21 protein-coding genes are annotated in these 26222 nt (G+C 45.0%); 5 read left to right on the forward strand and 16 right to left on the reverse strand.

Translation table 11 applies throughout. The annotated features are described in order from the left end of the window. Positions 1-84: 84 nt before the first annotated feature. The 8 genes from IRQ95_RS02770 to trxB form a co-directional block, all read right to left on the reverse strand. Positions 85-900 carry a heparin lyase I family protein gene (locus IRQ95_RS02770; RefSeq protein WP_194435483.1) on the reverse strand — a complete coding sequence of 272 codons (816 nt, stop codon included), beginning with the start codon at positions 898-900 and terminating at the stop codon, positions 85-87. Positions 901-1288: 388 nt separating this feature from the next. Then, a complete protein-coding gene (locus tag IRQ95_RS02775) occupies positions 1289-2695 on the reverse strand; it encodes an aspartate aminotransferase family protein (protein ID WP_194435484.1) in 1407 nt (468 codons plus the stop codon). Positions 2696-2718: 23 nt separating this feature from the next. Further along, the gene (locus IRQ95_RS02780; RefSeq protein WP_194435485.1) at positions 2719-4248 is read right to left on the reverse strand and encodes an NAD-dependent succinate-semialdehyde dehydrogenase; all 1530 of its coding nucleotides are present in this window, start codon (positions 4246-4248) and stop codon (positions 2719-2721) included. A 114-nt stretch (positions 4249-4362) separates the two neighbouring features. After that, positions 4363-4851: an Lrp/AsnC family transcriptional regulator gene (locus IRQ95_RS02785; protein WP_194435486.1), complete on the reverse strand. Its 489-nt coding sequence runs from the start codon at positions 4849-4851 to the stop codon at positions 4363-4365. A 24-nt stretch (positions 4852-4875) separates the two neighbouring features. Next, positions 4876-6063: a M24 family metallopeptidase gene (locus tag IRQ95_RS02790; RefSeq protein WP_194435487.1), complete on the reverse strand. Its 1188-nt coding sequence runs from the start codon at positions 6061-6063 to the stop codon at positions 4876-4878. 225 nt (positions 6064-6288) lie between these two features. Then, a complete protein-coding gene (cydC, locus tag IRQ95_RS02795) occupies positions 6289-8025 on the reverse strand; it encodes a heme ABC transporter ATP-binding protein/permease CydC (RefSeq protein WP_194435488.1) in 1737 nt (578 codons plus the stop codon). Next, positions 8018-9805, reverse strand: a complete 1788-nt coding sequence (gene cydD, locus IRQ95_RS02800) for a heme ABC transporter permease/ATP-binding protein CydD (RefSeq protein ID WP_194435489.1) — start codon at positions 9803-9805, stop codon at positions 8018-8020. Before cydD ends, cydC begins: the two co-directional genes overlap by 8 nt. 126 nt (positions 9806-9931) lie before the next feature. Continuing rightward, on the reverse strand, positions 9932-10894 hold the full coding sequence (gene trxB / locus IRQ95_RS02805; RefSeq protein WP_194435490.1) for a thioredoxin-disulfide reductase: 963 nt from the start codon (positions 10892-10894) through the stop codon (positions 9932-9934). A gap of 518 nt (positions 10895-11412) precedes the next feature. Between trxB and IRQ95_RS02810 the strand changes: the two genes are divergently transcribed. Together IRQ95_RS02810 and IRQ95_RS02815 are read left to right on the forward strand one after the other, a co-directional pair. Further along, entirely contained in the window at positions 11413-12069 is a 657-nt protein-coding gene (locus IRQ95_RS02810) for a 2OG-Fe dioxygenase family protein (RefSeq protein ID WP_194435491.1), read from the forward strand. Next, positions 12053-13294 carry a cysteine desulfurase-like protein gene (locus tag IRQ95_RS02815; protein ID WP_194435492.1) on the forward strand — a complete coding sequence of 414 codons (1242 nt, stop codon included), beginning with the start codon at positions 12053-12055 and terminating at the stop codon, positions 13292-13294. Before IRQ95_RS02810 ends, IRQ95_RS02815 begins: the two co-directional genes overlap by 17 nt. Positions 13295-13378: 84 nt before the next feature. On the opposite strand, the gene IRQ95_RS02820 is transcribed toward IRQ95_RS02815, so the two are convergent. Then, positions 13379-14206 carry a DUF2797 domain-containing protein gene (locus IRQ95_RS02820; RefSeq protein WP_194435493.1) on the reverse strand — a complete coding sequence of 276 codons (828 nt, stop codon included), beginning with the start codon at positions 14204-14206 and terminating at the stop codon, positions 13379-13381. Positions 14207-14720: 514 nt separating this feature from the next. On the opposite strand from IRQ95_RS02820, the gene IRQ95_RS02825 reads away from it, so the two are divergent. After that, positions 14721-16049, forward strand: coding sequence for a diguanylate cyclase (locus IRQ95_RS02825; RefSeq protein WP_194435494.1), 1329 nt, complete (start codon positions 14721-14723; stop codon positions 16047-16049). Here IRQ95_RS02825 and IRQ95_RS02830 read toward each other — a convergent pair. Genes IRQ95_RS02830 through IRQ95_RS02840 form a run of 3 tightly spaced genes read right to left on the reverse strand, consistent with a single transcriptional unit; the run spans position 16046 to position 18831 of the window. Then, entirely contained in the window at positions 16046-16762 is a 717-nt protein-coding gene (locus IRQ95_RS02830; protein ID WP_194435495.1) for an ElyC/SanA/YdcF family protein, read from the reverse strand. The genes IRQ95_RS02825 and IRQ95_RS02830 overlap by 4 nt on opposite strands. Continuing rightward, positions 16762-17085 carry a DUF3392 domain-containing protein gene (locus IRQ95_RS02835; RefSeq protein WP_194435496.1) on the reverse strand — a complete coding sequence of 108 codons (324 nt, stop codon included), beginning with the start codon at positions 17083-17085 and terminating at the stop codon, positions 16762-16764. Before IRQ95_RS02835 ends, IRQ95_RS02830 begins: the two co-directional genes overlap by 1 nt. Positions 17086-17142: 57 nt before the next feature. After that, positions 17143-18831, reverse strand: coding sequence for an NAD-dependent malic enzyme (locus tag IRQ95_RS02840; protein ID WP_194435497.1), 1689 nt, complete (start codon positions 18829-18831; stop codon positions 17143-17145). Between the two features lie 195 nt (positions 18832-19026). Between IRQ95_RS02840 and IRQ95_RS02845 the strand changes: the two genes are divergently transcribed. Further along, positions 19027-21372 carry a helicase-related protein gene (locus tag IRQ95_RS02845; protein WP_194435498.1) on the forward strand — a complete coding sequence of 782 codons (2346 nt, stop codon included), beginning with the start codon at positions 19027-19029 and terminating at the stop codon, positions 21370-21372. A 229-nt stretch (positions 21373-21601) separates the two neighbouring features. Next, positions 21602-21979: a transporter gene (locus IRQ95_RS02850; protein ID WP_194435499.1), complete on the forward strand. Its 378-nt coding sequence runs from the start codon at positions 21602-21604 to the stop codon at positions 21977-21979. A 110-nt stretch (positions 21980-22089) separates the two neighbouring features. On the opposite strand, the gene IRQ95_RS02855 is transcribed toward IRQ95_RS02850, so the two are convergent. The 4 genes from IRQ95_RS02855 to asnS all read right to left on the reverse strand — a co-directional run bounded on the left by IRQ95_RS02855 (position 22090) and on the right by asnS (position 26088). Beyond that, positions 22090-23280: an amino acid aminotransferase gene (locus tag IRQ95_RS02855; RefSeq protein ID WP_194435500.1), complete on the reverse strand. Its 1191-nt coding sequence runs from the start codon at positions 23278-23280 to the stop codon at positions 22090-22092. 404 nt (positions 23281-23684) lie between these two features. Further along, a complete protein-coding gene (locus IRQ95_RS02860) occupies positions 23685-23984 on the reverse strand; it encodes a hypothetical protein (protein WP_194435501.1) in 300 nt (99 codons plus the stop codon). A gap of 116 nt (positions 23985-24100) precedes the next feature. After that, complete coding sequence (locus tag IRQ95_RS02865) at positions 24101-24331, reverse strand: hypothetical protein (RefSeq protein WP_194435502.1); 231 nt, start codon at positions 24329-24331, stop codon at positions 24101-24103. 356 nt (positions 24332-24687) lie between these two features. Beyond that, a complete protein-coding gene (gene asnS, locus IRQ95_RS02870; protein ID WP_194435503.1) occupies positions 24688-26088 on the reverse strand; it encodes an asparagine--tRNA ligase in 1401 nt (466 codons plus the stop codon). Positions 26089-26222 lie beyond the last annotated feature (134 nt).

Raw genomic sequence — 26222 nt, forward strand, 5'->3', positions numbered from 1 at the left:
AGGAGATAAATGCATCAAAAAATAAAACCTGCCACTTGAATAGTTAATCATAATGGCAGGGAGTGTATGTATTACAATTTTCTATTAATACTGAACATACTCAATGTCTTTATATTCAACACGAATGTCATTCTGTAATCGCCAAGAGGTTGGCTTATATACGCCTAATTTTAAATAAGGCTGCTTAGAGTCATAGAAAGTATTTGGCCCACAGGATTTTCCAATAATCGCATCATCAATAGACGCGGTTAGACAAATGTTTTTATTATTTGTGTAGGAAAGTGTTCCTTCGAGTTCAAATTTATACCATTGATTGGAGTCGTACGGTATATAACGAAAAATGGTACGACTTCGAATAGAATTCTCGTGGCTAGCACAGGTACCGTTTGGTGTTTTTGATTTTTTCTTTTGATCCCAGCGATTAAACATTCTTAGCGTGCCATTATTCGATTCTAACGCTAAGATCGGGCAACGCCATACCTCGCCGCTATCAGGGAAGGAATGAAATTGCATCAGAGAAAACCAGGTCGGGTCGACTAAGGACGAATATCGATTGTCGTTGACCTTAAAACGATAACTAAGCTTAAATTCTTTATCTCTTTGTAGAACATCGTGAATGACAACTTCACATCGCACATTTTGTTTACCTGAACTTGAGTACGGCACTTCTACTTCAATAGAGTTTCCATAGTGATTAGTTTTAATTGATAGGTTATTTTTGCTACATTCATCAATTCTTACTTTTGCATATTGAGGATGTCTTGGACTCTCATTATCGAGAACGTCATTTATTTTGATGTGATTTTCTAGCAACAAAGTGGACATGTCTATAGTATTTTTTTCGTTTGCTATCGCCAATGGGCTTACAGCTAACAATATTACAGCGCTAATACACTTCATAGATTTGTTACTTCTCTCCATAGTACCTAACCAATTTCCTTTTTATTTATTAAGTTAATGCTCTAACAGGGTATATTGATTTATTGACAAATAAATCAATAATCGAAAGAAAAGATGGTTTTGTTACTATATATGCGGTAATACTTGGATTTCGTATGAAAGTGATATGTAACTAAAGTAACTGTATAGGTGATTCTGGTTCACGAGTTTCATTGATGTGTATCTGCACTAAGCGACGTATTTTGATTTTGGTTAAGGTGAGGTTAATTGAGTTTGTGTTGAGTTAATAAAAAGGGATTACATAAACATTAACAATTATGCCGTAAAGTTATGTAATCCACTTGAAATATAGTTTGTTTGGTTGGTTTTTTGTGTCAAAAAGAGTTTGTTATCGTGCGTGCCACTGCTTACTGGTGACCAGTGAGTCCATCACTTTATTGATGGCAAGATGGGCTTTATCCACCATTAAGTCGATGTCATCGCGAGTTGCCACTAACGGGGGGGCAAAGCCGAGAATATCACCATGAGGCATCGCTCGGGCGATTAACCCACTCTCTAAGCAGGCGGCGGCAATTTGTGGACCGACTTTTAGGTTTGGATCAAACAAGCTGCGATGTTGTTTATCGGCTGAAAACTCTAATGCGTGCAACATACCAACCCCACGAGTATCCCCGACAATGGGATGATCAGCGAACGTTTCTCGCATTTTATCTTGAAGGTATTGCCCCATATCAGCTGCGTACTGCACTAAGTTTTCTCGTTCGATAATATCCAGATTGCAATTGGCTGCGGCTGCACCAAGAGGGTGACCTGAATAGGTGTAGCCGTGACCAAATGGTCCCCACGCGTCGGTGCCGTTTTCCAGTGCTTGCCATACTTTTTCGCCAACAATGACGCCAGATAATGGTTGATACGCTGAGGTTAGCCCTTTGGCGACGGTTATTAAGTCTGGGCGCATATCGTAGTAGATTGAACCGAAAGGTGCACCAATACGACCAAATCCACACACTACTTCGTCGGCAATAAGCAGCACATCATACTTATCTAAGACATGGCGAATCGCACGCCAATAGCCTTCTGGCGGCGGCACAATACCACCGGTACCAAGCACAGGTTCTGCGATCATAGCGGCTACGGTTTCTGGACCTTCTGCAAGGATCATTGCTTCAAGTTGCTCGGCGCAATAGCGACTAAATTCTAACTCGCTCATCTCACTGTCTTGGCGATGATAATAATAGGGAGCGATAGTATGTTTGATTCTTTCAAGTGGTAGATCAAAATGAGCATGAAACAGGGGTAAGCCCGTCATGGAACCGGACGCAATGCTCGAACCATGATAGCCACGATCCCGTGAGATGATTTTTTTCTTCTCTGGGCGGTTAAGCAGATTGTTGTAGTACCACACTAATTTGAGTTGGGTTTCGTTGGCGTCACTGCCCGACATGCCATAATAGACCTTGCTCATTCCTTGTGGAGCCATCTTGATGATCCGATCCGAGAGCTCAATCAGCGCTTCATTAGTATGGCCAACGTAGGTGTGATAGTAAGCCAGTTTTTTCGCTTGTTCATAAATGGCTTCTGCCATCTCCTCTCGTCCATAACCAATATTGACGCAATACAGACCAGCAAAGCCATCAAGGAGTTCATTGCCAAGTGAGTCTTGAATACGTACCCCCTTGGCTTGGGTAATGATCCGTCCTGCGACTTCACCATGTGCATACTGTTTTAAATGAGTCGAGGCGTGGAATACGCGTTGACGGTCGATTTCTAAGAGTTGTTGGGTGTGTTTATCCATAAATCCTCCAAATTGCTCGAACCCTAGCTGCCGCTTACAGTTGGTAAAGCGCCTAAGCAGCAGTACTTAATTTCACTGAACTCATCAAAACCATGTCTGCTGCCTTCTCGCCCAAGGCCAGATTGTTTCATGCCCCCAAATGGGATTGGGTGCCCAGTCATCTTGACTGAGTTGACACTTACCATGCCAAATTCCAAGCCGCGCAAGCATTGCCATATTTGATGAATATCATGCCCGTAAACGTAGGCGGCCAGTCCATATTCAGTATCGTTACTCATTTCAATGACTTGTTCGAGAGAGGAATAGGGCAGAATGGCGGCGAGCGGGCAAAAGTTTTCTTCACGATAGACCGCCATGTCAGGTGTGATATTGGTTAACAGTGTTGGCGTGAAGTAGCTACCGTTAGCTTGTGCCGCTGCCGGCAAATCGGCTTGCGCGGCGATGACCGCCCCTTTGATGAGCGCATCATTGAGTAGCTGTTGTGCTTTCTCCACCGCTTTGTGATTGATAAGTGGGCCAACATTGGTGCTGGAGTGCATGCCATTACCGACCTTGAGCTTGCTAATCAGCGTGGCGAAGTGGTCAATAAACTGGGAGAAATGCTGCTGCGGGACAAAAATACGATTCGCTGCGAGGCAATCTTGCCCTGAGGTTTGAAACTTGGCATCAAGGGCGGCTTGCGCCGCCTGGGCCAAATCCATATCGGGCAGAACAATAAACGGCGCGTTACCACCTAGTTCCATACTGCATTTTTTTACCGTGTTAGCCGCATCAGCTAATAGCATTTTGCCGACCGGTGTTGAACCGGTAAAAGAAAGTGCTTTGACCTTGTCTGATTGGCAAAGTACATGTGACACGGTATCAGCTTGACCGGTAACAATATTGAACACTCCGTCGGGGATACCGGCGCGATCGGCCAGCTCAGCCAGCGCCAACGCAGAAAATGGGGTTTCACTGGCGGGTTTTATCACTACTGTGCAGCCAATCGCCATGGCGGCCGCTGCTTTACGGGTGATCATGGCACTAGGAAAGTTCCAAGGTGTGATAAGTCCGGCAACGCCAATGGGTTCTCGAATAGTCGATAGCTGGGCATTCGCGATATGACTGGGGATGGTTTCGCCGTAACTGCGCCTTGCTTCTTCCGCAAACCAACGAATAAACGAAGCACCATATTCAATTTCCCCAATCGCTTCGGCTAGGGTTTTACCTTGCTCGATTACCATTAAGCGGCCAAGGTCTTGCTTAGCATCGAGGATCAGTTGATACCATGTCAGCAGAAACTCCGCTCTTTGATCGGCTTGTAATTTGCGCCATGCCTCAAAGGCACTCTCTGCTGCTTCAACCGCATAGGTGATCTGATTTTGAGAAAGCAGTGTGAAATAACCAATGATTTCATCATTGGCGGGGTTGAGTACCGGTTTAAACTGTTCACCACAGACCCACTTGCCGTTGACGTAAGCGAGGTTACGCAGCAATTTGACATCATCTAATGCTGACATTATTTCGTGGTTGGCTTTTGAATCATCAATATCGAATTGTCGTTCGCTATTCATCGTTTCCCTCCCAAGCTGACTGGTTTACGCCGATATAGGCAAAGATAGGTCAACTTTGGTCAGGATTTTTTCTTATATCCAATCACTCACAGACGCTTTTTTCTGGAGTTTCCATTAGAGACAGAAACTTTTTCGATTCAATTGTTCGCTGCTGTCAGGTTGATGCTGCTTGACGATTTTTGTCACTATGTAGGTGTAGTAACGCTCGATGCCCACATCTGCATCCAACCATTGGTCGATACAGCGTTGGTATTGGTCGATGTCTTCGCATTGAAACTTGATTAAGTAGTCAACGCCGCCGCCTGTCGCATAACACTCACTTACCAAAGGTGTTGCGGTGACTAACTTTTCAAAGCGTCGAAACGCTTCTGCGTTATGCTGTTTCAGTGATACTTCGACCATTACTAGGGTGGGGTTAAAGTGCTGGGTTAGGTTAAGTTTGGCACCGTAGCCTTCGATGATCCCAGCTTGTTCGAGTTTTTTCACGCGCTCCCAACAAGGGCTAACGGAAAGGTTGATTTGCTCTGCAAGTTGCGATTTAGTAATTCGCCCATGCTGCTGGAGGATTTGTAGAATCTTTATATCGTAACGATCGAGCTTCATTGGCGTTTTCCTATCGGTGCTGCACTAATGTTTGATAAACAGACGGCGAGGAAAATCGCACAGGGTTTTCCCTCCATGACGAGTGATGATGATACTTTCTGTGGTTTCTAGCCCCCAATCCTCAAACCACAAGCCGGGCATAAGATGAAACGTCATCCCTTCTTTTAATATCGTGTGGTCGCTATCTCGCAGGCTCATGGTTCTCTCGCCCCAATCTGGTGGATAACTGAGCCCAATGGGGTAGCCACATCGCGCACCTTGGCGTGAAAAGCCGGCTCGGTCGAGAATTCCGTTGATGATGTTAGCGACTTCAGCGCAAGTATTACCTGGTCGCGCGGCATTGAGCCCAGCATCGAGCGCCTTAGTTAGAGCTTCATCCGCGCGTTTAAATTTGTCATTTGGTTCACCAAGGAAAATGGTACGTGATAGCGGACAGTGGTAGCGTCGGTGCGCGCCTGCTATCTCAAAGAAGGTGCCTTCGCCTTTTTTAAATGGTCGGTCGTCCCAAGTAAGGTGAGGCGCAGAGGCATCCGCACCTGAGGGTAACATAGGCACGATGGCAGCATAATCGCCAAAGTGGTCTTCATGACCAAGAATAGCTTGGCGGTTTAACTCCGCGACTAAATAGTGCTTAGGTAGACCCGGCTCTATCATGTCGTAGGCTAAGCGGTGCATGTTTTCAACGATTCTGGCTGCACGGCACATATAAGCGAGCTCTTGAGCGGATTTTACTGCTCGGCACCAATTGACAAGGCCTGTGGCATCAACCAGTGATGCGCAAGGCAGGTTGGTTTGCAGTGCTTCATAAGCGGTTGCACTGAAGTAGTAATTGTCTTTCTCTACCCCGATTTTTCCACGATCCCAAAGTTTAGGTTCAAGCACGCTTTCTACTAGAAACTCCATCGGGTGGAGAGGAGGATTCATCACATAGTGGTCGGGGTAAAAGGATATGTTTTCCGCACTCATGTAGGTTGTGCGATACGCGCCGTTGGCATCTTGTATCCGCCCAAACCAAATAGGTTCGCCGCTGTGCCCGACCACAACGCACTGCGGCACATAAAACGACCAACCATCGTACCCCGTGAGCCATGACATGTTCGATGGGTCATGGATAATTAACAGGTCAATTTCCTGTTCCTGCATTGATTGACGAACCTTGTGCAAGCGCAGTTGGTATTCGTCGAGATCAAATTGCAACGCAGCGCTTGCCATGTGCAATCTCCTCTAAAGTAGTAAGCCGGAAACTGACGATCCCAAAGTTGTGGTGACCAAATGATCGTTACGTAATTTAGTACCTAAAGTGACAAAGCAATAATTTCAGCTTGTGCCAAAAATAGACATTTCACAAGCTAGCAGGGCAAATTCATTGCAAAGGTTGATTGAAACAAAAAGGCCGTGAGAATTTCTCACGGCCTTGGTAATACTAAATAATGCTGACTAGAGCGTTTGATTGAGTTGGTAGTAACGACCTTGTTGCTCGATAAGTTCATGGTGAGAACCGTGCTCAACAATTTGACCGTTCTCAATCAAGCATACTGCGTCCATCTTATCGAGGTTTACCAAACGGTGGGTGATGAATAACACCGTTTTACCTTCAAAATGCTTCTCAAACAGGGTCATTATTTGCTGTTCTGTCTGCTTATCTAAACCTTCAGTTGGTTCGTCTAGCAATAGAATCGGTGCATTATGGAGTAAGGCTCGCGCAATACCGATACGGCGCTTTTCACCACCAGACAGCTGGCGACCACCGTCACCAAGCCAAGCATCTAAGCCGCTCTTGTCTGCCGTTTCGCCCTCAAGTAATTTACTTAAGCCAACTTTGTGCAGTGCGAGGCTGATTTCGTCATCGTCAGCATCAGGTTTGGCTAAGATTAGGTTATCGCGAAGCGTGCCATTCAACACGTCAACTCGCTGGCTCACTACGGTGATCGCTTGGCGAAGCTGTGTCTCACTCCACTCTTGGATAGGCTTGCCAGCAATCAGCAGTTCACCTTGGTTGACATCCCAGTAGCGAGTCAGCAGCTGCAGCAAGGTGGATTTACCTGAACCAGTTTGACCTACAATTGCAACGCGTTGCTGTCCAGCAATCGATAGATTGATTTGTTCAAGCGCAGGGTTGTTTCCATCAGGGTAGGTAAAGCCAACATTGCGATATTCAACGCTGAACTCACCAGAATGGTCAACATTTTGCTCTGGGAATTGCACGTCAGGCTCTGCAAGGATTACTTCGTTCAATCGACGCGCAGAAGTCAACGTTTTTCCAAGGTGCTGGAATGCTCCAGCTATTGGCATCAAGAGTTCGACACTTGCCATCGTCGCAAAAGCAAATAGAGCGATCATAGGGTCAGGCTTAGCGCCTGCAACGCCATCAGCGGCTAGCCAAAGCATCAGCACTAATGTCCAACCATTTGCTAGCATAAGTAGAGCTTGAGCAAGCCCTGAAAAATGCGCATCGAAGAACTGATTCTTTAGCAGCTTTTCTTGCGCAGAATAAATCGCATTGCGGTAACGCTCTTCTGCGCCAAACAAAGTGAGTTCGCTGTAACCTTGCAGCCAATCTAGCGTTGTAATACGTAATTCAGCTTTGTTTTGTGTTAGCTCACTACCATTTCGCTTGCCCAATTTGTAGAACAGAATTGGCCATAGGATCAGCAGTGTCAGTAAGATGCCACCAAGCGTTAAGCCCAGAGCTTGGTCAAACCAACACAGAACAGCGGTTAATGCCGCAATCCCGAGTAGGCCAACCACCATAGGGCTAATAAGACGCAGATAAACATGATCCATTGCGTCGATATCAGCAATTAGACGGTTGAGTAGGTCCGCATCGCGCAGGTTAGCGACTTTACCCGGAACCAGTGGTGCCAGCTTCTTAAAGAAGAAAATACGCAAATCAGTCAGTAGCTTAAAGGTGGCGTTGTGGCTAACCACGCGCTCACCCCAACGACCCGCGGTTCGACCCATGGCGAAGCCTCGAACAAATGCACCGGGTAGCATGTAGTTAAAGGTTTCACGAGCGATAGTTAAACCTGCCACTGCCGCTGCAGAGAGGAACCATCCTGAAAGAGTTAACAGGCCGATAGAAGCGAATAGAGTTAGGAACGCGAGCAACATGCCAAGCGATAGACCAAACCAGTGTTTCTTATACAGTTTTAGATAAGGGATTAAATCACGCATCTAGGCTACCCTCATTTTGTTGCTGTAGTGCTTGGTTGGCGCTGAGCATTTGTTTAAATAAACCTTCACTATTGGCCAGTAAGTCAAACTCACCAGCTTGTACGATTTGACCATCTTGCATAACCAAAATTTGATTAACGCTTTGCAGCGGCGCAAGTTGGTGGGTAACGATGAGCGCACTCTTATCTTGAATCTGATGATTTAGACCTTGTGTCACCAAACGCTCGCTACGCGCATCCAAACTTGCAGTTGGCTCATCAAGGAGCCAGAACTGACCGTTTTGCAGCATTGCTCGCGCCAGTGCTAGGCGCTGCGCTTGCCCAACCGAGAGACCGCCAGAACGATCGGAGATTGGGTAATCTAAGCCGTGTTGATTAACAAATTCAGCGGCAAAAGAGTCTTCAAGCACCGCGGCAATCGCTTGTTCAGAGACATCGTGTTTACCAAGGGTGATGTTTTCACGGATGGTGCCATGCAAAAGCAATGGGTTTTGCCCAACCCAACTGATGTTTTTACGCCAGTCAGCTAAGTCCAAATTAGAACGTTCAATACCGTTAATGGTGAGTGAACCCTGATAAGGTAAGAAGCCGAGTAGCGCATTGACGAGGCTAGTTTTACCCGCGCCACTAGGACCGACCAATGCGGTGGTTTGATGGGCGTTAATCTCAAAGCTAACTGGACCAAGCAGCTTTTTGCCTTCAAGGCTGAAAACTTCTAAATCGCTGGCTTTGATGGTAATTGTGCTGTTATCTGCCAGAGGGGTCGTGCCAGATTTCACTGCCGTCACGTCAGTTTCGAGAAATTCGACGATGCTTTCTGCCGCACCGACTGCTTGCTGTTTGGCGTGATAGAAAGTACCAAGATCGCGCAGCGGTTGGTAAAACTCTGGCGCGAGGATCAAAACAAACATACCCGCAAATAAAGTGACGCCTACGCCGTAGTCACCAAAGTTGAGTTCACCGATAAAGGCAAAACCAAAGTAGACGGCGGTGAGTGCAATCGATATTGAAGTGAAAAATTCGAGCACTGCTGATGAAAGAAAGGCGATGCGCAGTACTTCCATTGTGCGAGAGCGGAATACCTCTGATGCGCCTTGCATCAATTCAGTTTCTGCTTTAGTTCGGTCAAACAGACGAATGGTGGTCATCGACTGTAAGCGGTCATAAAAGTGACCCGATAGTCTTTGCAGGGCCTTGAAGTTTTTCTGACCTGCGTCAGCCGCTTTAATGCCGACAAGTGCCATGAATAGTGGCACGAGCGGAGCGGTGATCAGGAAGATTAAACCTGCCGCCCAGTTCACAGGGAATACCACTACGAGAATAATGAACGGCACCAACACTGCCAGTGACATTTGCGGTAAATAACGCGCAAAGAAGTCATGCATCTCTTCCACTTGCTCAAGCAGCAGCGTTGCCCAAGTACCAGCTGGCTTGCCTTTAATATAGGCAGGGCCAAGTTCGCGCAGCTTATCGAGGATAAGTTGGCGAATATAGAGTCGGATTTGTTCACCGCAGCGGTAACCCGCAATTTCACGTCCCCATGAGCATAGAGCGCGAATTGCAACAATGGCCGCGAGACCCAAGAAGTGTCCAACCAGAGTAGATTTGTCGACTTGTTCAATAATTAATTGATGCAGGATCGAAGCGAGCAAAGCTGCCTGCCCCAAAAGCAAAACGCTTGAAAACACACCAAGGCCTACCGCAACAAGCAACCAGCGTTTCGCCAGTTTACTTTGTTCACGTAGCCACTTGTTCAAGCTGCGTTGTTTCTTTTTATCCATTATGAAGGCTTACTGCTGTTTTTTTATTTTTGAACTGGTGATTATACAAAAGAAAGCCCCGCGGTAATACCGCAGGGCTTTAGGGATTTAGTGAAAAAATGTGAGTGGACCCGATAGAGCGCTAGATTAAGCCTTATCAGCTAAGCTATCTAGGTAGCGCTCAGCATCCAGTGCCGCCATACAACCGGTACCCGCAGAAGTGATTGCTTGGCGGTAGTTATGGTCCATCACATCACCAGCGGCAAAAATGCCTTCGACGCTGGTTTGCGTTGCATTGCCATCTAAACCTGATTTAACAATGATATAGCCATCTTTCATTTCAAGCTGACCATCAAAAATAGCGGTATTCGGTTGGTGACCGATGGCGATGAATGCACCCATCACTTCCAATTCTTCAATCGCGTCAGATTGCGTGTGTTTCAAACGAACGCCGGTTACACCCATGTCGTCGCCCACGACTTCTTCTAATGTGCGGTCGGTATGCAAAATAATATTACCGTTTTCGACTTTATCCATTAGGCGTTTTACTAGGATCTTTTCAGCACGGAAACTATCACGGCGGTGAATTAGATGCACTTCAGAGGCAATGTTCGATAGATACAAGGCTTCTTCAACCGCAGTATTACCACCACCAACAACCGCGACTTTTTGATTACGATAGAAGAAACCGTCACAAGTTGCACAAGCAGAAACACCGCGACCTTTAAACGCTTCTTCAGACTCTAAGCCTAAGTATTTCGCCGACGCACCGGTAGAGATAATCAACGCATCACAAGTGTATTCACCACTATCACCAAATAAGCGGAAAGGACGCTGACTAAAATCAACTTGGTTGATGTGGTCAAACAGCATTTCAGTTTCAAAACGCTCTGCGTGCTCTTTCATGCGATCCATGAGTGCAGGACCGGTTAGACCTTCAGGGTCACCTGGCCAGTTTTCAACTTCAGTCGTGGTGGTGAGTTGTCCACCTTGCTGCATGCCAGTTACGAGTACTGGTTTGAGGTTGGCACGTGCTGCATAAACAGCCGCAGTATAGCCAGCTGGGCCAGAACCAAGGATTAGTAGGTTGCAGTGTTTTACGTTGCTCATTAGCGCTCCATTAAGCATTTACCCGAGCCACGCCGTTGGCGATGTGGGAATCACTCTAAAAAATATTACTTTCGATTGTATTAGAAATAATGGGGTTAGGAAAAGGACATTCAAGCCAATAAATTTAAATATATCGCAATAAGTTATACCAATATGGTGTTACAGATTTGGCGTTGTTTAGTTTGCACACGCTGTGACGATATAAAATAGTGCTAATTCTTGGCACAGATGCCTTGAAATTAGTAGAAAATCATCAGCAGTTATATAGTTAAGTGTTTGTAATAGAAGAAAATAAATTCATGGGGCAGTGAACTGTGCTACTTTTTCTCAGTAGCAAAAGTCAAAATCAACATCTTTCACTAATAAATTTTTTACTGATGAAATTATGTTTCAAATTTGTGAAAATGATGGTGTTAAATACTATTAACTATTGATCTGGCGGGATGATTGCGCAAAAGTGTATGTAAATGGAATGTTAATTCAACTAGAGCGTTTGTATAGTCATTAAGGAGTCGATGATGTTACATAGTCACGAGAACACGTTACAGATTACCAGTCTCAGCGGTGATGCGATCAATCAATTATCGCCATCGTTTGAATCGTTACCGAAAACGGATCATGCAGATGGTCAGTATCGATTGAGACGTTATTCGGTGATTAAGTTTGTCGATAATCAAGTTGTCGTGACAGGCAAGAATGATTTTGTTCAGTCTGATCAAATCAATCGCTTCCAAGGTAACATCGTTCGTCAGTTTGAACCTTTGCTTGAATCTACTTTGCTTGGCGAGGGAATGCGCGAATTGTGCCAACTGTTCGTCAATAAGAACGCTTTACCTAATGGACAAGAAATCGAAATTCATCAGATTCGTATCGCCACCGTTTACGATGAAACTCAAGTAGCGCCAGAAGGCGTGCATCAAGATGGTTTTGATCATATCGCTTTGATTGGTATTGGTCGTCGCAATATTGTCGGTGGTGAGATCATGCTCTATAGCGACAGTAATGAAGCGCCTTTCTTTCGCAAAGTGTTGCAAAATGGCGAAGTTGCCATGCTCGCTGACAGAGAATTATGGCACAACGCGTGCCCGATACGCGCAGTGGAAAATGGCAAAGAAGGTTATATGGACCTATTCGTACTCACTGCTAAGGAAGGCGTTAATGAACTTCACTCCTGAGTTTTCAGTTGATAAGGTGCGGGCTCAATTCAACGCTTTGCATCAGACTCACAATGACTTACCGGTTACTTTTTTCGACGGTCCGGGTGGTTCACAAGTACCGGAGTCGGTGTTAGAGGCGATGGTGAGTTACCTAAATCATTTTAATTCTAATCTTGGCGCACCATATTTTTCTAGCCAAGTGACGACGGAACTAATGCTGCAAGCACGTCAGTCTTGTCAGGCACTGCTTAATGCTCAAAGCAGTGATTCCATCATTTTTGGTGCCAACATGACATCGTTAACCTTCTCGCTAAGCCGAGCGATTAGTCGCAATTGGCAAGTTGGTGATGAGGTGATTGTGACGGGGTTGGATCACTATGCCAACGTCAGTAGTTGGCAGCAGGCGGCGGAAGATAAGCAGGTGACCGTTAAAGTTGCGCAAGTGAATCCGCATGATGGTAGTTTGGATGTCTCCCATTTGCTTTCAATGATCACGCCTAAGACACGCCTTATTGCGCTGACCTTAGCGTCGAATACGACTGGGTCGATCGTGGATGTTGCTCCTGTGGTCAAGGCAGCTAAACAAGTGGGCGCTCAAGTGTATGTTGATGCGGTGCATTATGCGCCACATCACCTTATTGACGTACAAGCGCTTGGCTGTGACTTTTTAGTTTGTTCGGCCTATAAGTTTTTTGGTCCTCATGTCGGCATCGCCTATATGGCGCCTAAATGGCTTCAGTCGCTACAACCGTACAAAGTTGAACCTGCACCCGATTTAGGACCTGCTCGGTTTGAGACGGGGACTCAGAGTTTTGAGGCGCTCGCTGGGTTAGTTGCAACCATCGAGTATCTTGCTCAGTGGGGTGATGGTGGTGAGAGCTTACGTACTCGACTGGACCAAAGTTACGCGATTTATAATCGATATGAGACTGAATTAAGCGGTTACTTTTTACAAAGGTTGAGCGCAATGCCTGGAGTCACTTTACTCGGGCGAGGGAGTGTCGATAGCCAAACAAGAACGCCTACTTTTGCTTTAACGTTTGATAATTACTCACCAAGCCAAATTGCGTCAGCGATGGGCGAGCTAAATATTTGCTTAGGTGCGGGGCATTTTTATGCGCTAGGACTGGTCAGGCAGTTGCAACTTGAAGAGGGCATAGTGCGCATAGGCATGATGCACTACAACACCAAGCAAGAGATTGACCGATTGTTTGATGCACTAGATGTGTTACAGAGTATCTAGTTAGGTAGTGACCATCTACACATCGTCAAGCATCAAACAAATAGAGCCACCTAATTGTGGCTCTGTTGTATTTAGAGCGGTGAATTACTCGTCACTCACCGTCACTTCGTAAGAGGTGAATTTACGAATATTGATCACGCCTGTGTCGAAAATTAGGTATTGCCCTTTGATGCCTTGCAATAGACCCGTTACCACCGGATTTTTATCAAAGTTGTGCGAGGTGATCTTTTTCGGGTGCTCCAGTACAGGGTAGGCGATAGGAGTAATTGATTCGCTCAGTATCTCGATCGCATCGTCCCCATATTGCTGCTTGATCTCAGCAATTTTTTCCGTCACTAATGGCAACAGTTCAGCGAACTTTTCTTCAAGCGCGATAGGTTGGCCATCTTCTTTAAGCAGAGTACGCCAATTGGTCTTATCAGCAATATGCTTCGCCAATTCAATTTCGATTAGCCCGGAAATATGACGAGTCTTGACTTTAAAAATAGGTAAACCTTGTGTCGCACCTTGATCAATCCAACGTGTAGGAATCTGCGTGTGACGAGTGATGCCCACTTTTAGGCTTGAGGTGTTTGATAGGTAAACAAAGTGGTCAACCATGCAGTTTTCTTCGCCCCATTGTGGCTCACGACAGGTGCCTTGTTCGTAGTGGCAAGTCTCAGGTTTCATGATGCACATGTCACAGCTCGCAAGCTTCTTCATACACACAAAACAGTGGCCTTGTGAATAGCTCTTCTTGGTTTTCTTACCGCATGATTGGCAGAAGATATTACCTGTATGGGTTAGCGTGATTGATTGCCCGATATAAGGTTTTAAATCAACCAGTTCCTCACCAACAGGTAATCGGTAATGGACTTGGTCATCGAGGGTTGAGCGCATTTTGCTCAATGTGCCTGTGATGTTTAATGACATGACTTTGCTCTTATGGTTTTGCTTTGTATTGTATTTATTTTTTTGTTCGCACGCTGTATTTACAGCCAATTTACCGACGATTTCGGCTGGGGTGATAGAACCGCTTACCGGCGTAAAATGCGAAGGACTCGGACTTTAATATACCTGTCCTACTTGAAGTTGCAGCGGTGTTGACTGGCACTCAGAAACTTGCCTACCTACACCTTCAAGTTGTTTGGGTATAGAAGTCTATAATGACTAGCTTATCAAAATTTTTGTCGACTTGCGCTTTGAGTACATTTTCTTTACAGCGCTAATCGCATCTTTTTTTGTTGTGATTATGAAGTCGCTCAGAAATATTACCTGATGCTAATGTGAAAACTGTAAAATAAGTGCAAATGGGCGTACATTCGGTATCTGAAGAAATTCGACGAGGTTTGCGTGTGTCAATGAGTGCCCAAGCCATATTCGCCGGAGTTTTATCAGTCTAATAATTACAAAATATCAATAGTCGGTTGTATTAAGTGAGTGCATTGTGAATACGATTCATAAGCTAATTTTTATCTTATTTTTTATCACAGTGGTGTTGATTACACTACATTGGCAGTTTGGCGAAAAGAAAACATATCGAATTAGTCCAGAAGAATTTGTGTTTTTACCGACTAATGATCAGGTACAAAAAGGGGCTTCGACAAGTAGTCTTTTTCCTTTAAAAGACGGCGGAGTTCAACTCAATTGTACCTTGAGCAATAGTCCAGACTATAAATGGCCATACTGCGGTGTTTCGATTCAAATCGACTCTCAAGACCCAACTCATGGTATAGATTTTTCCGACTTTCACACGGTTCGCTTAGATGTGGATTTTGTTCGTCTGGATACTAACACTAGCCCAACTCTACGTTTTTACTTACGTAACTATAACCCTGCTTACTCCCTTCCCGATGACGAATACACGCATAAGTACAACGGCTTGGATTATCGTCAGGCGGACTATAGTCAACCGTTACAAATACCGTTGAAAAATCTACAAGTGCTTACTTGGTGGCTGGTGGATAATCAGATACCCATTGAGCACTCAGGACCTGAATTTAATAATATTAATCGAATTGAGTTAGCAACAGGCTCCGGTGCAGAAGAGGGGCTCTATCAACTGCGGATTAAGAAAATAGAGTTTGTCGGATACTATATCCATACTGAAACCTTGATGTTTGCTCTGTTAATTATGTGGGTTAGTTTTGCGATTGCATTTAGCTTTCTAGAAATTCGTAATAGCCGTAATAGAGCGATGGAAGCGGAAAAGCGTCGAGCGCACTTAAGCTCGCTTAATCGCAGGTTGCGCCAGCAGAATATCCAGTTTGCGGAACAAGCCAATCGTGATGCGCTGACCGGGGCGATGAATCGGCATGCCGTTAGAGGATGGCTGGAAGAGCAATTCAGTCGCTATGTTAAACCGACGGAACAGCTTTCAATAATTTACATTGATATCGATAATTTTAAACGCGTCAATGATGACTTTAGTCACCAAATGGGCGATGACATTTTACGCGAGTTTACCATGGTTCTTATGGAAGAGTTGCGAGTCACCGACCGTTTGGTTCGATGGGGAGGAGAGGAGTTCGTTGTATTCTGTTCTTCAACGACACTGAAACAAGCTTACATGCTTGCTGAGCGACTACGTCAGAAGTGCGAGCAATATCGATGGATGCACGGACAAGTCTTAACTGCAAGTTTTGGTGTGGTGCAAATGGGGGATGAAACCCCTCAGGAAATGATTGCTAGAGCAGACGAGCTGCTCTATCAAGCTAAGCGTTGCGGTAGAAACCGAGTCGAAGTGGCTGGCGCTGAGATAAGAATACTCACTTAGGAGAGTGGTTCTCTAGAGCTTTGTTTTTCGGGCTCTACAATTGGCTCTTTTGGTCCGAGGAATTTAGGTTTTGCTTGGGTAATATATAAGTCTAGAACGGCTTTAGCGCGGGCAAAGACTTCTCTTAGTCTCACCTTGTAACCAGAGTGCTTAGTTGGGCCAGCGACCGCTAAGCACTTGGCTTGTATATCGTGAAAGTTTGCAATAAACAGTGCTCGTTCGCAGTGGAACTGCTGCGAAATAATCAAAAAGTTATCAGTATCAAAAATTTCTTTGGCTCGAATCACTGAATCTAGAGTTCGAAAGCCCGCATAATCGAGGAAAATGCGCTCTTCTGGTACTTCAGCGCGCAGCAAGTCCCGCTTCATTGTCCACGGTTCGTTGTAGGAGCGGTGGGCATTGTCGCCACTGAGCAAAAAGTTGGCGATTTTATCTTGTTTATAAAGATCGATCGCCGCGTCAATTCGATGTAAGTAATATTCATTGAGCACTTTGCCTAAATACTTACTGGTACCAAGCACGACAGCGACATTATGTGGCTGTACTTCATCGATAGAAAAGTAAAGTTGATCTTGAGTTTGGATGCTCACCCAACGATCTATCGCAATCAAAGTTACGACCGCTAGAAGAACGACGGCTAGGGCGTACTTGAATGCCTTAGTCGCAAACTTGAAGTATTGATTTGATGAATGGTGTTGAAAAATATTACGCACTAAATCTGTCTATTCCTTTGAGCCCACAAACCAATGGCTATAAAACAGCTGGTCACAATCACAAACATCATGCCATAGGGCAATTGGTTAAGTGTCCGAGTGAGGTAAGGGGTTGCTTTCACTATGATTAAGCCGTATCCAAACGCATTAATCAATATGAATACGAAAGTTCTAACAACAAAGTTTTGTGATTTTAGTAATCTTCTAAGGCTAGCATTGATCTCACCACCTAACATGACTAAAGAACAAGCAACTAATGCGGTAGATATCTCGTTTAGATAACTGGCAATGTAACGTCCGGCAGGTTCAAAAAATTCCCACATAACTCCTCCAATGAAAAAGCCCCAAATTACTCGGGGCTTAGTGAAGTGTTTTTTAGTTTAGAACGCAGTGCGTTTGTAGCGGCGGTATACTGGTTGCCAGAAGTATGCTTCGATTGCCTCTTCTAAAGCTTCATCAGTAATTTCTTGCGCTACACCTTGCTCAATGGCTTTTTTGCTCACTGCAAAGGCGATTTTTTTAGAAACAGTATGGATGGCTTCTAAAGGTGGCAGTAGCGCACCTTGTCCGTTAATGGCCAATGGAGAGCAAGTCGCTAAAGCGCGGCTTGACTCTTGTAGCATTTCATCCGTTACGCGACGGGCAGATACCGCCAACACACCTAAACCAATACCCGGGAAGATGTAGCTGTTGTTACATTGCGCGATTGGGTAAGTTTTACCATCGTGTACTACCGGATCAAATGGGCTGCCAGTGGCCACTAATGCTTCACCGTTAGTCCAACGAATGATGTCGTTTGGTGTCGCTTCAACACGGCTGGTAGGGTTAGAAAGTGGGAAGATGATCGGACGCGGGCAGTGCTTGTGCATCTCCTTAATCACTTCCTTACTAAACAGGCCTGGTGCGCCAGATACACCAATAAGTACGGTTGGTTTAGCATTCGCCATTACGTCAAGCAGTGAGAAACCATTACCTTCGTTTGGCCATTCCGCAGTGTGATCCGCTTTTTGTACCAGCTTTTGCTGGAAGTCTAATAGGTTCGGCATACCTTCTTGCAGCAGACCCCAGCGGTCAACCATGTAAACCTGCGAGCGCGCTTGCTCATCAGAGATACCTTCAGAGACCATTTGTGCGATGATCGCTTCAGCGATACCACAACCGGCAGAACCTGCACCTAGGAATGTCACCCGTTGCTCTGAAAGCTTGCTTCCCGCCGCTTGACAAGCGGCTAGCAGCGAACCTACGGTTACTGCGGCAGTGCCTTGAATATCGTCGTTAAAGCAGCAGATGCGATCTTTGTAGCGCTCCAGCAGTGGCATTGCGTTTTTCTGCGCAAAGTCTTCGAACTGAATCAGTGCATCAGGCCAGCGACGTTGTACTGATTGAATGAACTCTTCCACAAACGCATCATAGTCTTGACCTGTGATACGTGGATGACGCCAGCCCATGTACATTGGATCAGCAAGACGTTGTGGGTTGTTGGTGCCCACATCTAAGACGATTGGCAATGTGTATGCAGGGCTAATACCACCACAAGCGGTGTATAGCGCCAGTTTACCAATTGGAATACCCATGCCACCGATACCTTGGTCACCCAGACCCAAAATACGCTCACCATCCGTTACTACGATAACTTTTACGTTATGGTTTGAAGCATTGTTTAAGATGTCATCCATGCGTTCGCGATTGGCGTACGACACAAACAGACCGCGTCCACGACGGTAGATGTTTGAGAAGTTTTCACATGCAGCACCGACAGTCGGGGTGTAGATGATTGGCATCATTTCAGAAATATGATTCTGAACTAAACGATAAAACAGTGTCTCGTTGGTATCTTGGATATTACGCAGATAGATATGCTTATCCATATCATTTTCGAAGCTACGATATTGTTGATAAGCACGCTCAACTTGCTCTTGAATCGTTTCAGTTGTTTCTGGTAGCAAGCCTTCAAGGTTAAATGAAATACGCTCTTCAGCAGAGAAGGCACTGCCTTTGTTCAGTAGCGGTGTACTTAAAAGAGCAGGACCTGCGAAAGGGATATAGAGTGGACGTTTATCGTTGTACATTGAGAACCTATAGTCGAGAACGAAACATGGTGACCGTTAGTTTCTAGCTTTATCGGCTTTTTGCCAAATTGAGCTAGATATATAACTGCATATTGTAAACTGGGAATCGATGAGTAACAAGGAACGTAACTCAGAGTGAGAAGTTAACAGGGTTACTGTTATAATCTCCATTAAATTCATAAAAACCACATAATAATGACAGTGTTACCGATCGATTCACTTAAACCAACTTTTGTTGAAAAGCTAAAACATAGCCACTTAGTTGTCGAGGCTGAAACTGGCTCGGGGAAATCAACCCGATTGCCACTTTGGGCGAGTGAACAAGGACGCGTTTTGGTGGTTGAGCCGCGCAGAATTGCCTGTACTTCTTTGGCGGAGTATTTAGCCGAGTTGAGAGGTGAGATGGTCGGTGAATCGATAGGTTACGCAATCAAGCTTGAGACCAGATTTAGTGACGACAGCCAAGTGGTGTTTGTTACGCCGGGTGTGGCACTGCGTTGGTATGCCGAAGACCGCCTCAGTGCGTTTGATATCGTTATTGTTGACGAATTTCATGAACGCCGCTGGGATAGTGATTTACTGGTGGCGTTATTCAAGCGACATCAACAACATCGTATTGTGTTAACGTCTGCGACCATCGAAGGCGAAAAGTTGGCTCGCTATCTAGGCGCAGAGCGACTGCAAGCCGAGGGGCGAACCTACCAAGTGTCTATCTCACATCAGGCTATGGATTCGCGTCAGTTGCCCGATATTCGTCACCTTGAGCAGCGCATCAAAGTTGAAGTGTTGCGTGAGCTAGAATCGGCAAGTGGCGATATTCTAGTCTTCTTGCCTGGGCGCAAAGAGATAAGCCAATGCGCGCAAATGTTAGCGGGTATTGAGGGGGTTGTGATTGCGCCGCTTCATGCGTCAGTGAATGATAAACAGCGTGAAATTGCCCTTAATCCTCAACCACAAGTCAAAGTGGTGTTAGCAACTAATGTTGCAGAAACTTCTTTGACTATTCCAAATATTGCGGTGGTGGTTGATTCTGGTTTGGAGCGCCGTACAGAGCAGCGTAACGGAAGAACGACGCTCAGTCTTAAACACATCTCACAAGCGAGCGCTAAACAGCGTGCTGGTCGTGCTGGCCGTGTGATGGATGGCCACTGTATTCGCCTGTATGGTGAGCATGCTGCCTTGATAAGCGTGACGCCGCCAGAGATGTTTCGTGAGTCTTTGACGGAGGCGATGCTTGCTTCTGCTAGTTGCCACGAGCCGTTACAACAGTTGGACTTTCTTGAACCATTACCTGAGAAGTCCTTGGTTCAAGCCCAGCAGTTGCTGTTGGGAATGCAAGCGATAGATAGCGATGGTCGAGCAACGGAACATGGTCGTGTTATTTCCCCTTTACCGATAGATGCATTACTCGCGGACTTGGTTACTCGAATGCCGAATCGTGCTTTGCAAGAAGCGATGATTGATTATACCGCTGTGCTAGCCACGCCAGCTAAGTTATACCGACTTAGTGGTGACGAAGAACAATTAGAGTTACTGGCTAAAGAGGAAAGTAGAGGGTGTGATGGGCAGTTATCAGTGGCAATTTTGCGCGGTAAAGTGTTTCCAGCTGTCTCAGTCGATCAAGACGCATTAGAGGAAGCTAGAGGGCTATCGGAACAAATGCGTGAGATCTTCGAATTACCTATGCTGGAAGTGGCTTCGCGTTATGAGCATCGTCAATGGGTGGCGGCGATTGCGCGTTTACATCCAGAGCTGGTTTTTGTTCGCCGTAATAAGCGTAAAGAGGCAATGGGTAACGGCGAGATGGAAGTGATGATAGGCCGAGATAGTCGCTTATCCACCTCTATTGAGGCCGCGTTGGTGCTCGGTACGCACAGCCTTCCGGGACGGGGTGTTAAGCAGACGTTGACGCTGGCAACAGAGATAATGCCACTTGATTTTCAATTGCTCCAATCGTTATCAATTGGTGATTGGCAACAAGGCGAGACGATTATCGAACAAGAAGGTACCTTTGTTGAAATGCAGCTTGTTTATGCTGGGCGTATCATTGCAACGGTTAAGCAGATCGCGCAGGGGGAATTGGCACTACAACCTATACTTGAGGCGGTCAAAGCTGAGACGAAATTAGTCGGTTTGTATCCGCAGCGCAAAGCTGAGATTGACCACTGGCGTATTTATGTAGAGATGGGTTTAGCAGATTGCAATGATCATCATGATATTACGTTTGATAAATGGTTTCGTGATCAATTGGAACTATTAGAGCTACAAGACCTTGATGAACTAGAACTGTTCAGTGCTGATGACTTTGTGTTTAAAGGCATTCCGTATTGGCAATATGCCGACTTTGCCGAGCAACATCCATTTCAGTTGCAACTGGGCGACCTTAATTTAGACGTCGAATATTACCCAAAGAGAAAGCTTATTTATGTCGTGTATCGAGATGGTTTACGTAAAGGAGACCCGAAACGTTGGGAGTTACCGAGGTGGCAAGGTTGGAAGATTCAATACAAAAAAGCCAGTCGAGTTATCGATATAAAGTGATTTCTATTGAGATCATTAATAATATTAATGATTTATTTTGGTGATACAAATATTACGCAACTGGTTTTCTATATCGATAAATTGTATTTTGATTGTTACTTTCTTGGTTTTTATATGCCTTTTTGAATGATAAAAAAGGCATAAAAGACCGATGTTCTATATCCTATTGATCTATTACGCATCTTGACAGATATTTAACGTACTTGTTGCCTGATCTACGGGAGATGATATGGAACATCAAGGCAAGGCAAGTGTGGTTTTTGACTATACCTCATTTTTAGGTGAGGCTTACAGCAAGAAATGGACGTTTCTTGAAGCGATAAGCACGATTTCACCTGTTTTCAGTATTGCTTGGAAAGACACGGTTCAACAGTCGTGGACACCAGAAGAGCGGTTAAAAAATCAAGCGATGAAATCTCTTTCTGCAAGTCGCAGCGATGAGTCAAATATCCACACACTTCTCGAGCTCGCAAAGTCAGAAGGTATCCATGAATTGCGTTTGGTTATGCCCTATGAGCTAGATCAAGAGCAATTAGAACGAATCCAACAACGATTAGAAGTGGATATCCAGAGTTTGGAGCAGGATGAATTAATGGTGACGCTATAGTGGTTTAAGTTTGTTTATACCAACCTTAAAGTATTGTGGTTTCATTGATTCTTTATCCAAAAGAAAAGCCAGCTGAAAAGCTGGCTTTTTCTTATCTATAGACTGCAATATTACAGTACAGCTGCAATACCTTGGCAAAGCGGTAACATGTTTGCTTTAGTCATGCCTGCAACACTGATACGACCCGAGCCAACAATGTAAATACCAAACTCATCTTTTAGACGAGTTACTTGCTCTTTGCTTAGACCTGAGAATGAGAACATACCGTTTTGGCGCTCGATAAAGCTAAAGTCTGCATCAACACCTTGCTCTTTCAGCGTTGCAACAAACAGTTCACGCATTTCTTGAATACGGTCGCGCATCTCTTTTACTTCTGCTTCCCATTCTGCACGTAGGTCCGCATCGTTAAGAATATAGTTAACGACTGCAGCGCCGTGTGCTGGTGGATTTGAGTAGATAGAGCGAATGATTGCTTTTACTTGTGAAAATGCTGTCGCAGCTACATCTGCAGACTCACCTACGAGTGTAAACGCACCCACACGCTCATTGTACAGACCGAAGTTCTTCGAAAATGAACTCGCAACTAAAATTTCTTTATTGTACTTAGCAAAAGTACGCAGACCTGCAGCATCTTCTTCTACACCAGAACCGAAACCTTGGTATGCAAAGTCGAATAACGGAAGTAATTTTTTCTCTGCGACAAGTTTCGCCAGCACTTCCCATTCTTCAGCTGTTGGATCAATACCTGTTGGGTTATGGCAGCAGCCGTGCAGTAGTACGATATCGCCAGCGTCCGCTTTTTCTAAGTCAGCAACCATCGCTGCGAAATCTTTATCCTTAGTTTCCGCGTTGTAGTAGCTGTATTGCGCAGTTTCAAGACCTGCAGCAGTAAATACACCGATGTGGTTCGCCCAAGTAGGGTTACTGATCCAGATTTTAACGTCGCCTAATTGGCGTTTAATGAATTCGCCTGCTACGCGAAGGGCACCAGTACCACCCGGAGCTTGCGCTGTTTTTGCTCGCTTTTCCGCAACGATTTCAGCATCGTTACCAAATAGTAGTTTTTGTACAGCCAGACCGTATTCTGCCGTACCTTCGATTGTTAGGTAAGACTTGGTCTTCTCAGTTTCGACAAGAGCGGCTTCAGCTTTCTTAACTGTCGCTAGAACTGGCGTTTCGCCTTGTTCATTTTTATAAATACCGACGCCAAGGTTAATTTTTTCAGCGCGCGGGTCCTTTTTAAACTCTTCCGTAAGACCGAGGATAGGGTCAGCTGGTGCAGCAACTACTTTTTCAAACATAATCGTCATCCATGTTAATCGAAGGGGGATAATGTGTAACTTGAATATTTATACCTGTATGCTGCACAAGAGACAACACTAAATGGGTAGAAACTAGAAATTTTATTCACTATTAGTCAAAGTGAAGTCAATTCAATAGGTTTCATTAAGCAATCGTTTGGTTAATTTGCCGCTTTAGCACAAGATAAACAGAAAGTAGTGCTCTATGTTTGTCTTGAAATAAAAATTCAGAAGTAAGCGAAAACCCTTATATACAAAAGCAACGATGTTAAGCAAGTAATGGAAGAAAGTAACAGCGTGCCGGATAAGTGCTGTTTTTAGAGAGGTTTTATAAAAATTTAAACTGGAGGGGAGTTTGATTAAGTAAAACGACCGAAACCAAGCGGGTTTCGATCGTTACAACATTACTTTTTCAGGTCTATTTGGGATTCATGTGCTTGGGTTTCAAAGTCAGGATTATTTGACATCGCTTTGGTGGCCCAGTTGTTTAGATCCGCCAGAATGGCATTCAGTGCATGCTTCTTGGTCACGGTTTCGTTGTGGGGTACTTCGATCTCTGCTTTTGGATGGTGACCAGTCGCCTCTTGTGCGATATGAAGCCAGTCAGGATGCCAGTAGTAAGGTTGTCCTGAAGGGGTTGTCCATGTGTGGACGCCGTTTGATTCACCTTTGTATTGAATATCGTCTTCGTTGTATTTTTTCATTATTTTGTCGCTTATTACATTATTAGATAAAGTTCACTCTTGCAGTGTAAATTTAGCATATACCGACAAAAATAATGTGATGCCAACCGTTTGGGTGGCATCGAATTGAGAATTAGTTACCGTTCATTGAGATGGTCGACAATGGCTTGCTTAGCATGCTCTTCGGTTGCAGTTTCGCCATCAGGAACGTTGAGTTGTTTTTTAGGATGGAGCCCCATGGCATCTTCAGCGATATGCAGCCATTCAGGATGCCAATAGTAGGGATTGCTTCCATCTGGGTGGTTCCAGCTATGTACCCCTTGATGTGCGCCATTATATGACAAGTCATCCATAGTAAATTGTTTCATCATAGCCTCCGGAATAATGTGCGAGAATCTCTTAACCAAGTATGGAATATAAATTGCAACTTTGCGCTTCATGTCTGCAAACCTAGGTATTCTTGTTGAACCTAGCACCTTGAGGTTACTTGGATATATAACCAATTGCGGCAATTTACTTTTCATTATTGTTCGCAAGGTGAACAGGATTGAAAAGAATTCATGGATAATCGTGAAAAATGGGCAAGATAATTGTTGATAGATAGGCTTTATTCGCAATTTAGTGGCGAAAGAGATGAAAAAGAGTGTTTATCAGCTATTTTTTGCTTAAAAAAAGACCTCCACTTGGGAGGTCTTAATATATGTTCTGACTTGCTAATCAGTGATTAGAAGTTTGCAGAGCGTGGTGTACGTGGGAATGGGATTACGTCACGAACGTTGCCCATACCTGTTACGTAAGATACTAGGCGCTCGAAACCTAAGCCAAAACCAGCGTGTGGTACTGTGCCGTATTTACGAAGATCGCGGTACCAGCTCATGTGTTCTGGGTCGATGCCTACTTCACGCATACGTGCATCTAGGATCTCTAGACGTTCTTCACGTTGAGAACCACCGATGATTTCGCCGATGCCTGGTGCTAGAACGTCCATTGCCGCTACAGTCTTACCGTCATCGTTCGCACGCATGTAGAATGCTTTGATGTCTTTCGGGTAGTTCTTAACGATTACTGGTGCTTTGAAGTGTTCTTCTGCTAGGTAACGCTCGTGCTCAGAAGACATATCGATACCCCATTCAACAGGGAACTCGAACTCACGACCTGAATCAAGAAGGATCTGGATTGCGTCAGTGTAGTCAACTTGTGCAAAGTCAGAAGATACAAACTGCTCTAGACGAGTGATTGCTTCTTTATCGATACGTTGAGCAAAGAACTCAAGGTCATCGCGGCATTCTGCTAGTACAGCATTGAATACAAATTTCAGCATGTCTTCAGCAAGTTTTGCTACGTCGTCAAGTTCTGCGAACGCAACTTCAGGCTCAACCATCCAGAATTCCGCTAGGTGGCGGCTGGTGTTTGAGTTTTCAGCACGGAAAGTCGGACCGAACGTGTAAACTTTGCTTAGTGCACAAGCGTAAGCTTCTGCGTTTAGCTGACCAGATACTGTTAGGAAAGTCTCTTTGCCGAAGAAATCTTCGTTGTAGTCTACTTTACCTTCATCTGTGCGAGGTAGGTTTTCCATGTCTAGCGTTGAAACGCGGAACATTTCACCAGCACCTTCTGCATCAGAAGCAGTAATTAGCGGAGCAGAAACCCAGAAGTAGCCTTGCTCGTGGTAGAAACGGTGAATCGCTTGCGATAGACAGTTACGAACACGCGCAACTGCACCCATTACGTTAGTACGCGGACGTAGGTGAGCTACTTCACGTAGATACTCGATAGAGTGACGAGTTTTCGCCATTGGGTATGTATCAGCATCTTCAACCCAACCTACAACTTTCACTTCAGTTGCTGCAAGCTCGAATGCTTGACCAGCAGCAGGTGAATCCACAACCTTACCAGTTACTTCAACAGAGCAGCCAGTGGTTAACTTTAGCACTTCGTCGTTGTAATTATTAAGATTATTAGGGACCACGGCCTGAATCGGGTCGAAACAAGAGCCGTCATAGATGGCAAGGAAAGAAATTCCAGCTTTGGAATCACGACGTGAACGGATCCAGCCGCGAACAGTTACTTCACTGTCTACTGCTAGCTTACCACTCAGTACGTCTTTTACAGGCGCGTAAGTCATGTTAACAATAATCTCCATTAAGGATTAGGGCAAAAATAGAACCCAATGTTTGAGCGATGAAGTGTGCAGTCTGTTTGACTGAAATTCCACCAAAACATTGGGTTGTCATTACTTTTTCATCGAATGAACATATT

Origin of the sequence: Vibrio fluminensis (assembly GCF_015278125.1) — a bacterium.
GTDB classification, from domain to species: domain Bacteria; phylum Pseudomonadota; class Gammaproteobacteria; order Enterobacterales; family Vibrionaceae; genus Vibrio; species Vibrio fluminensis.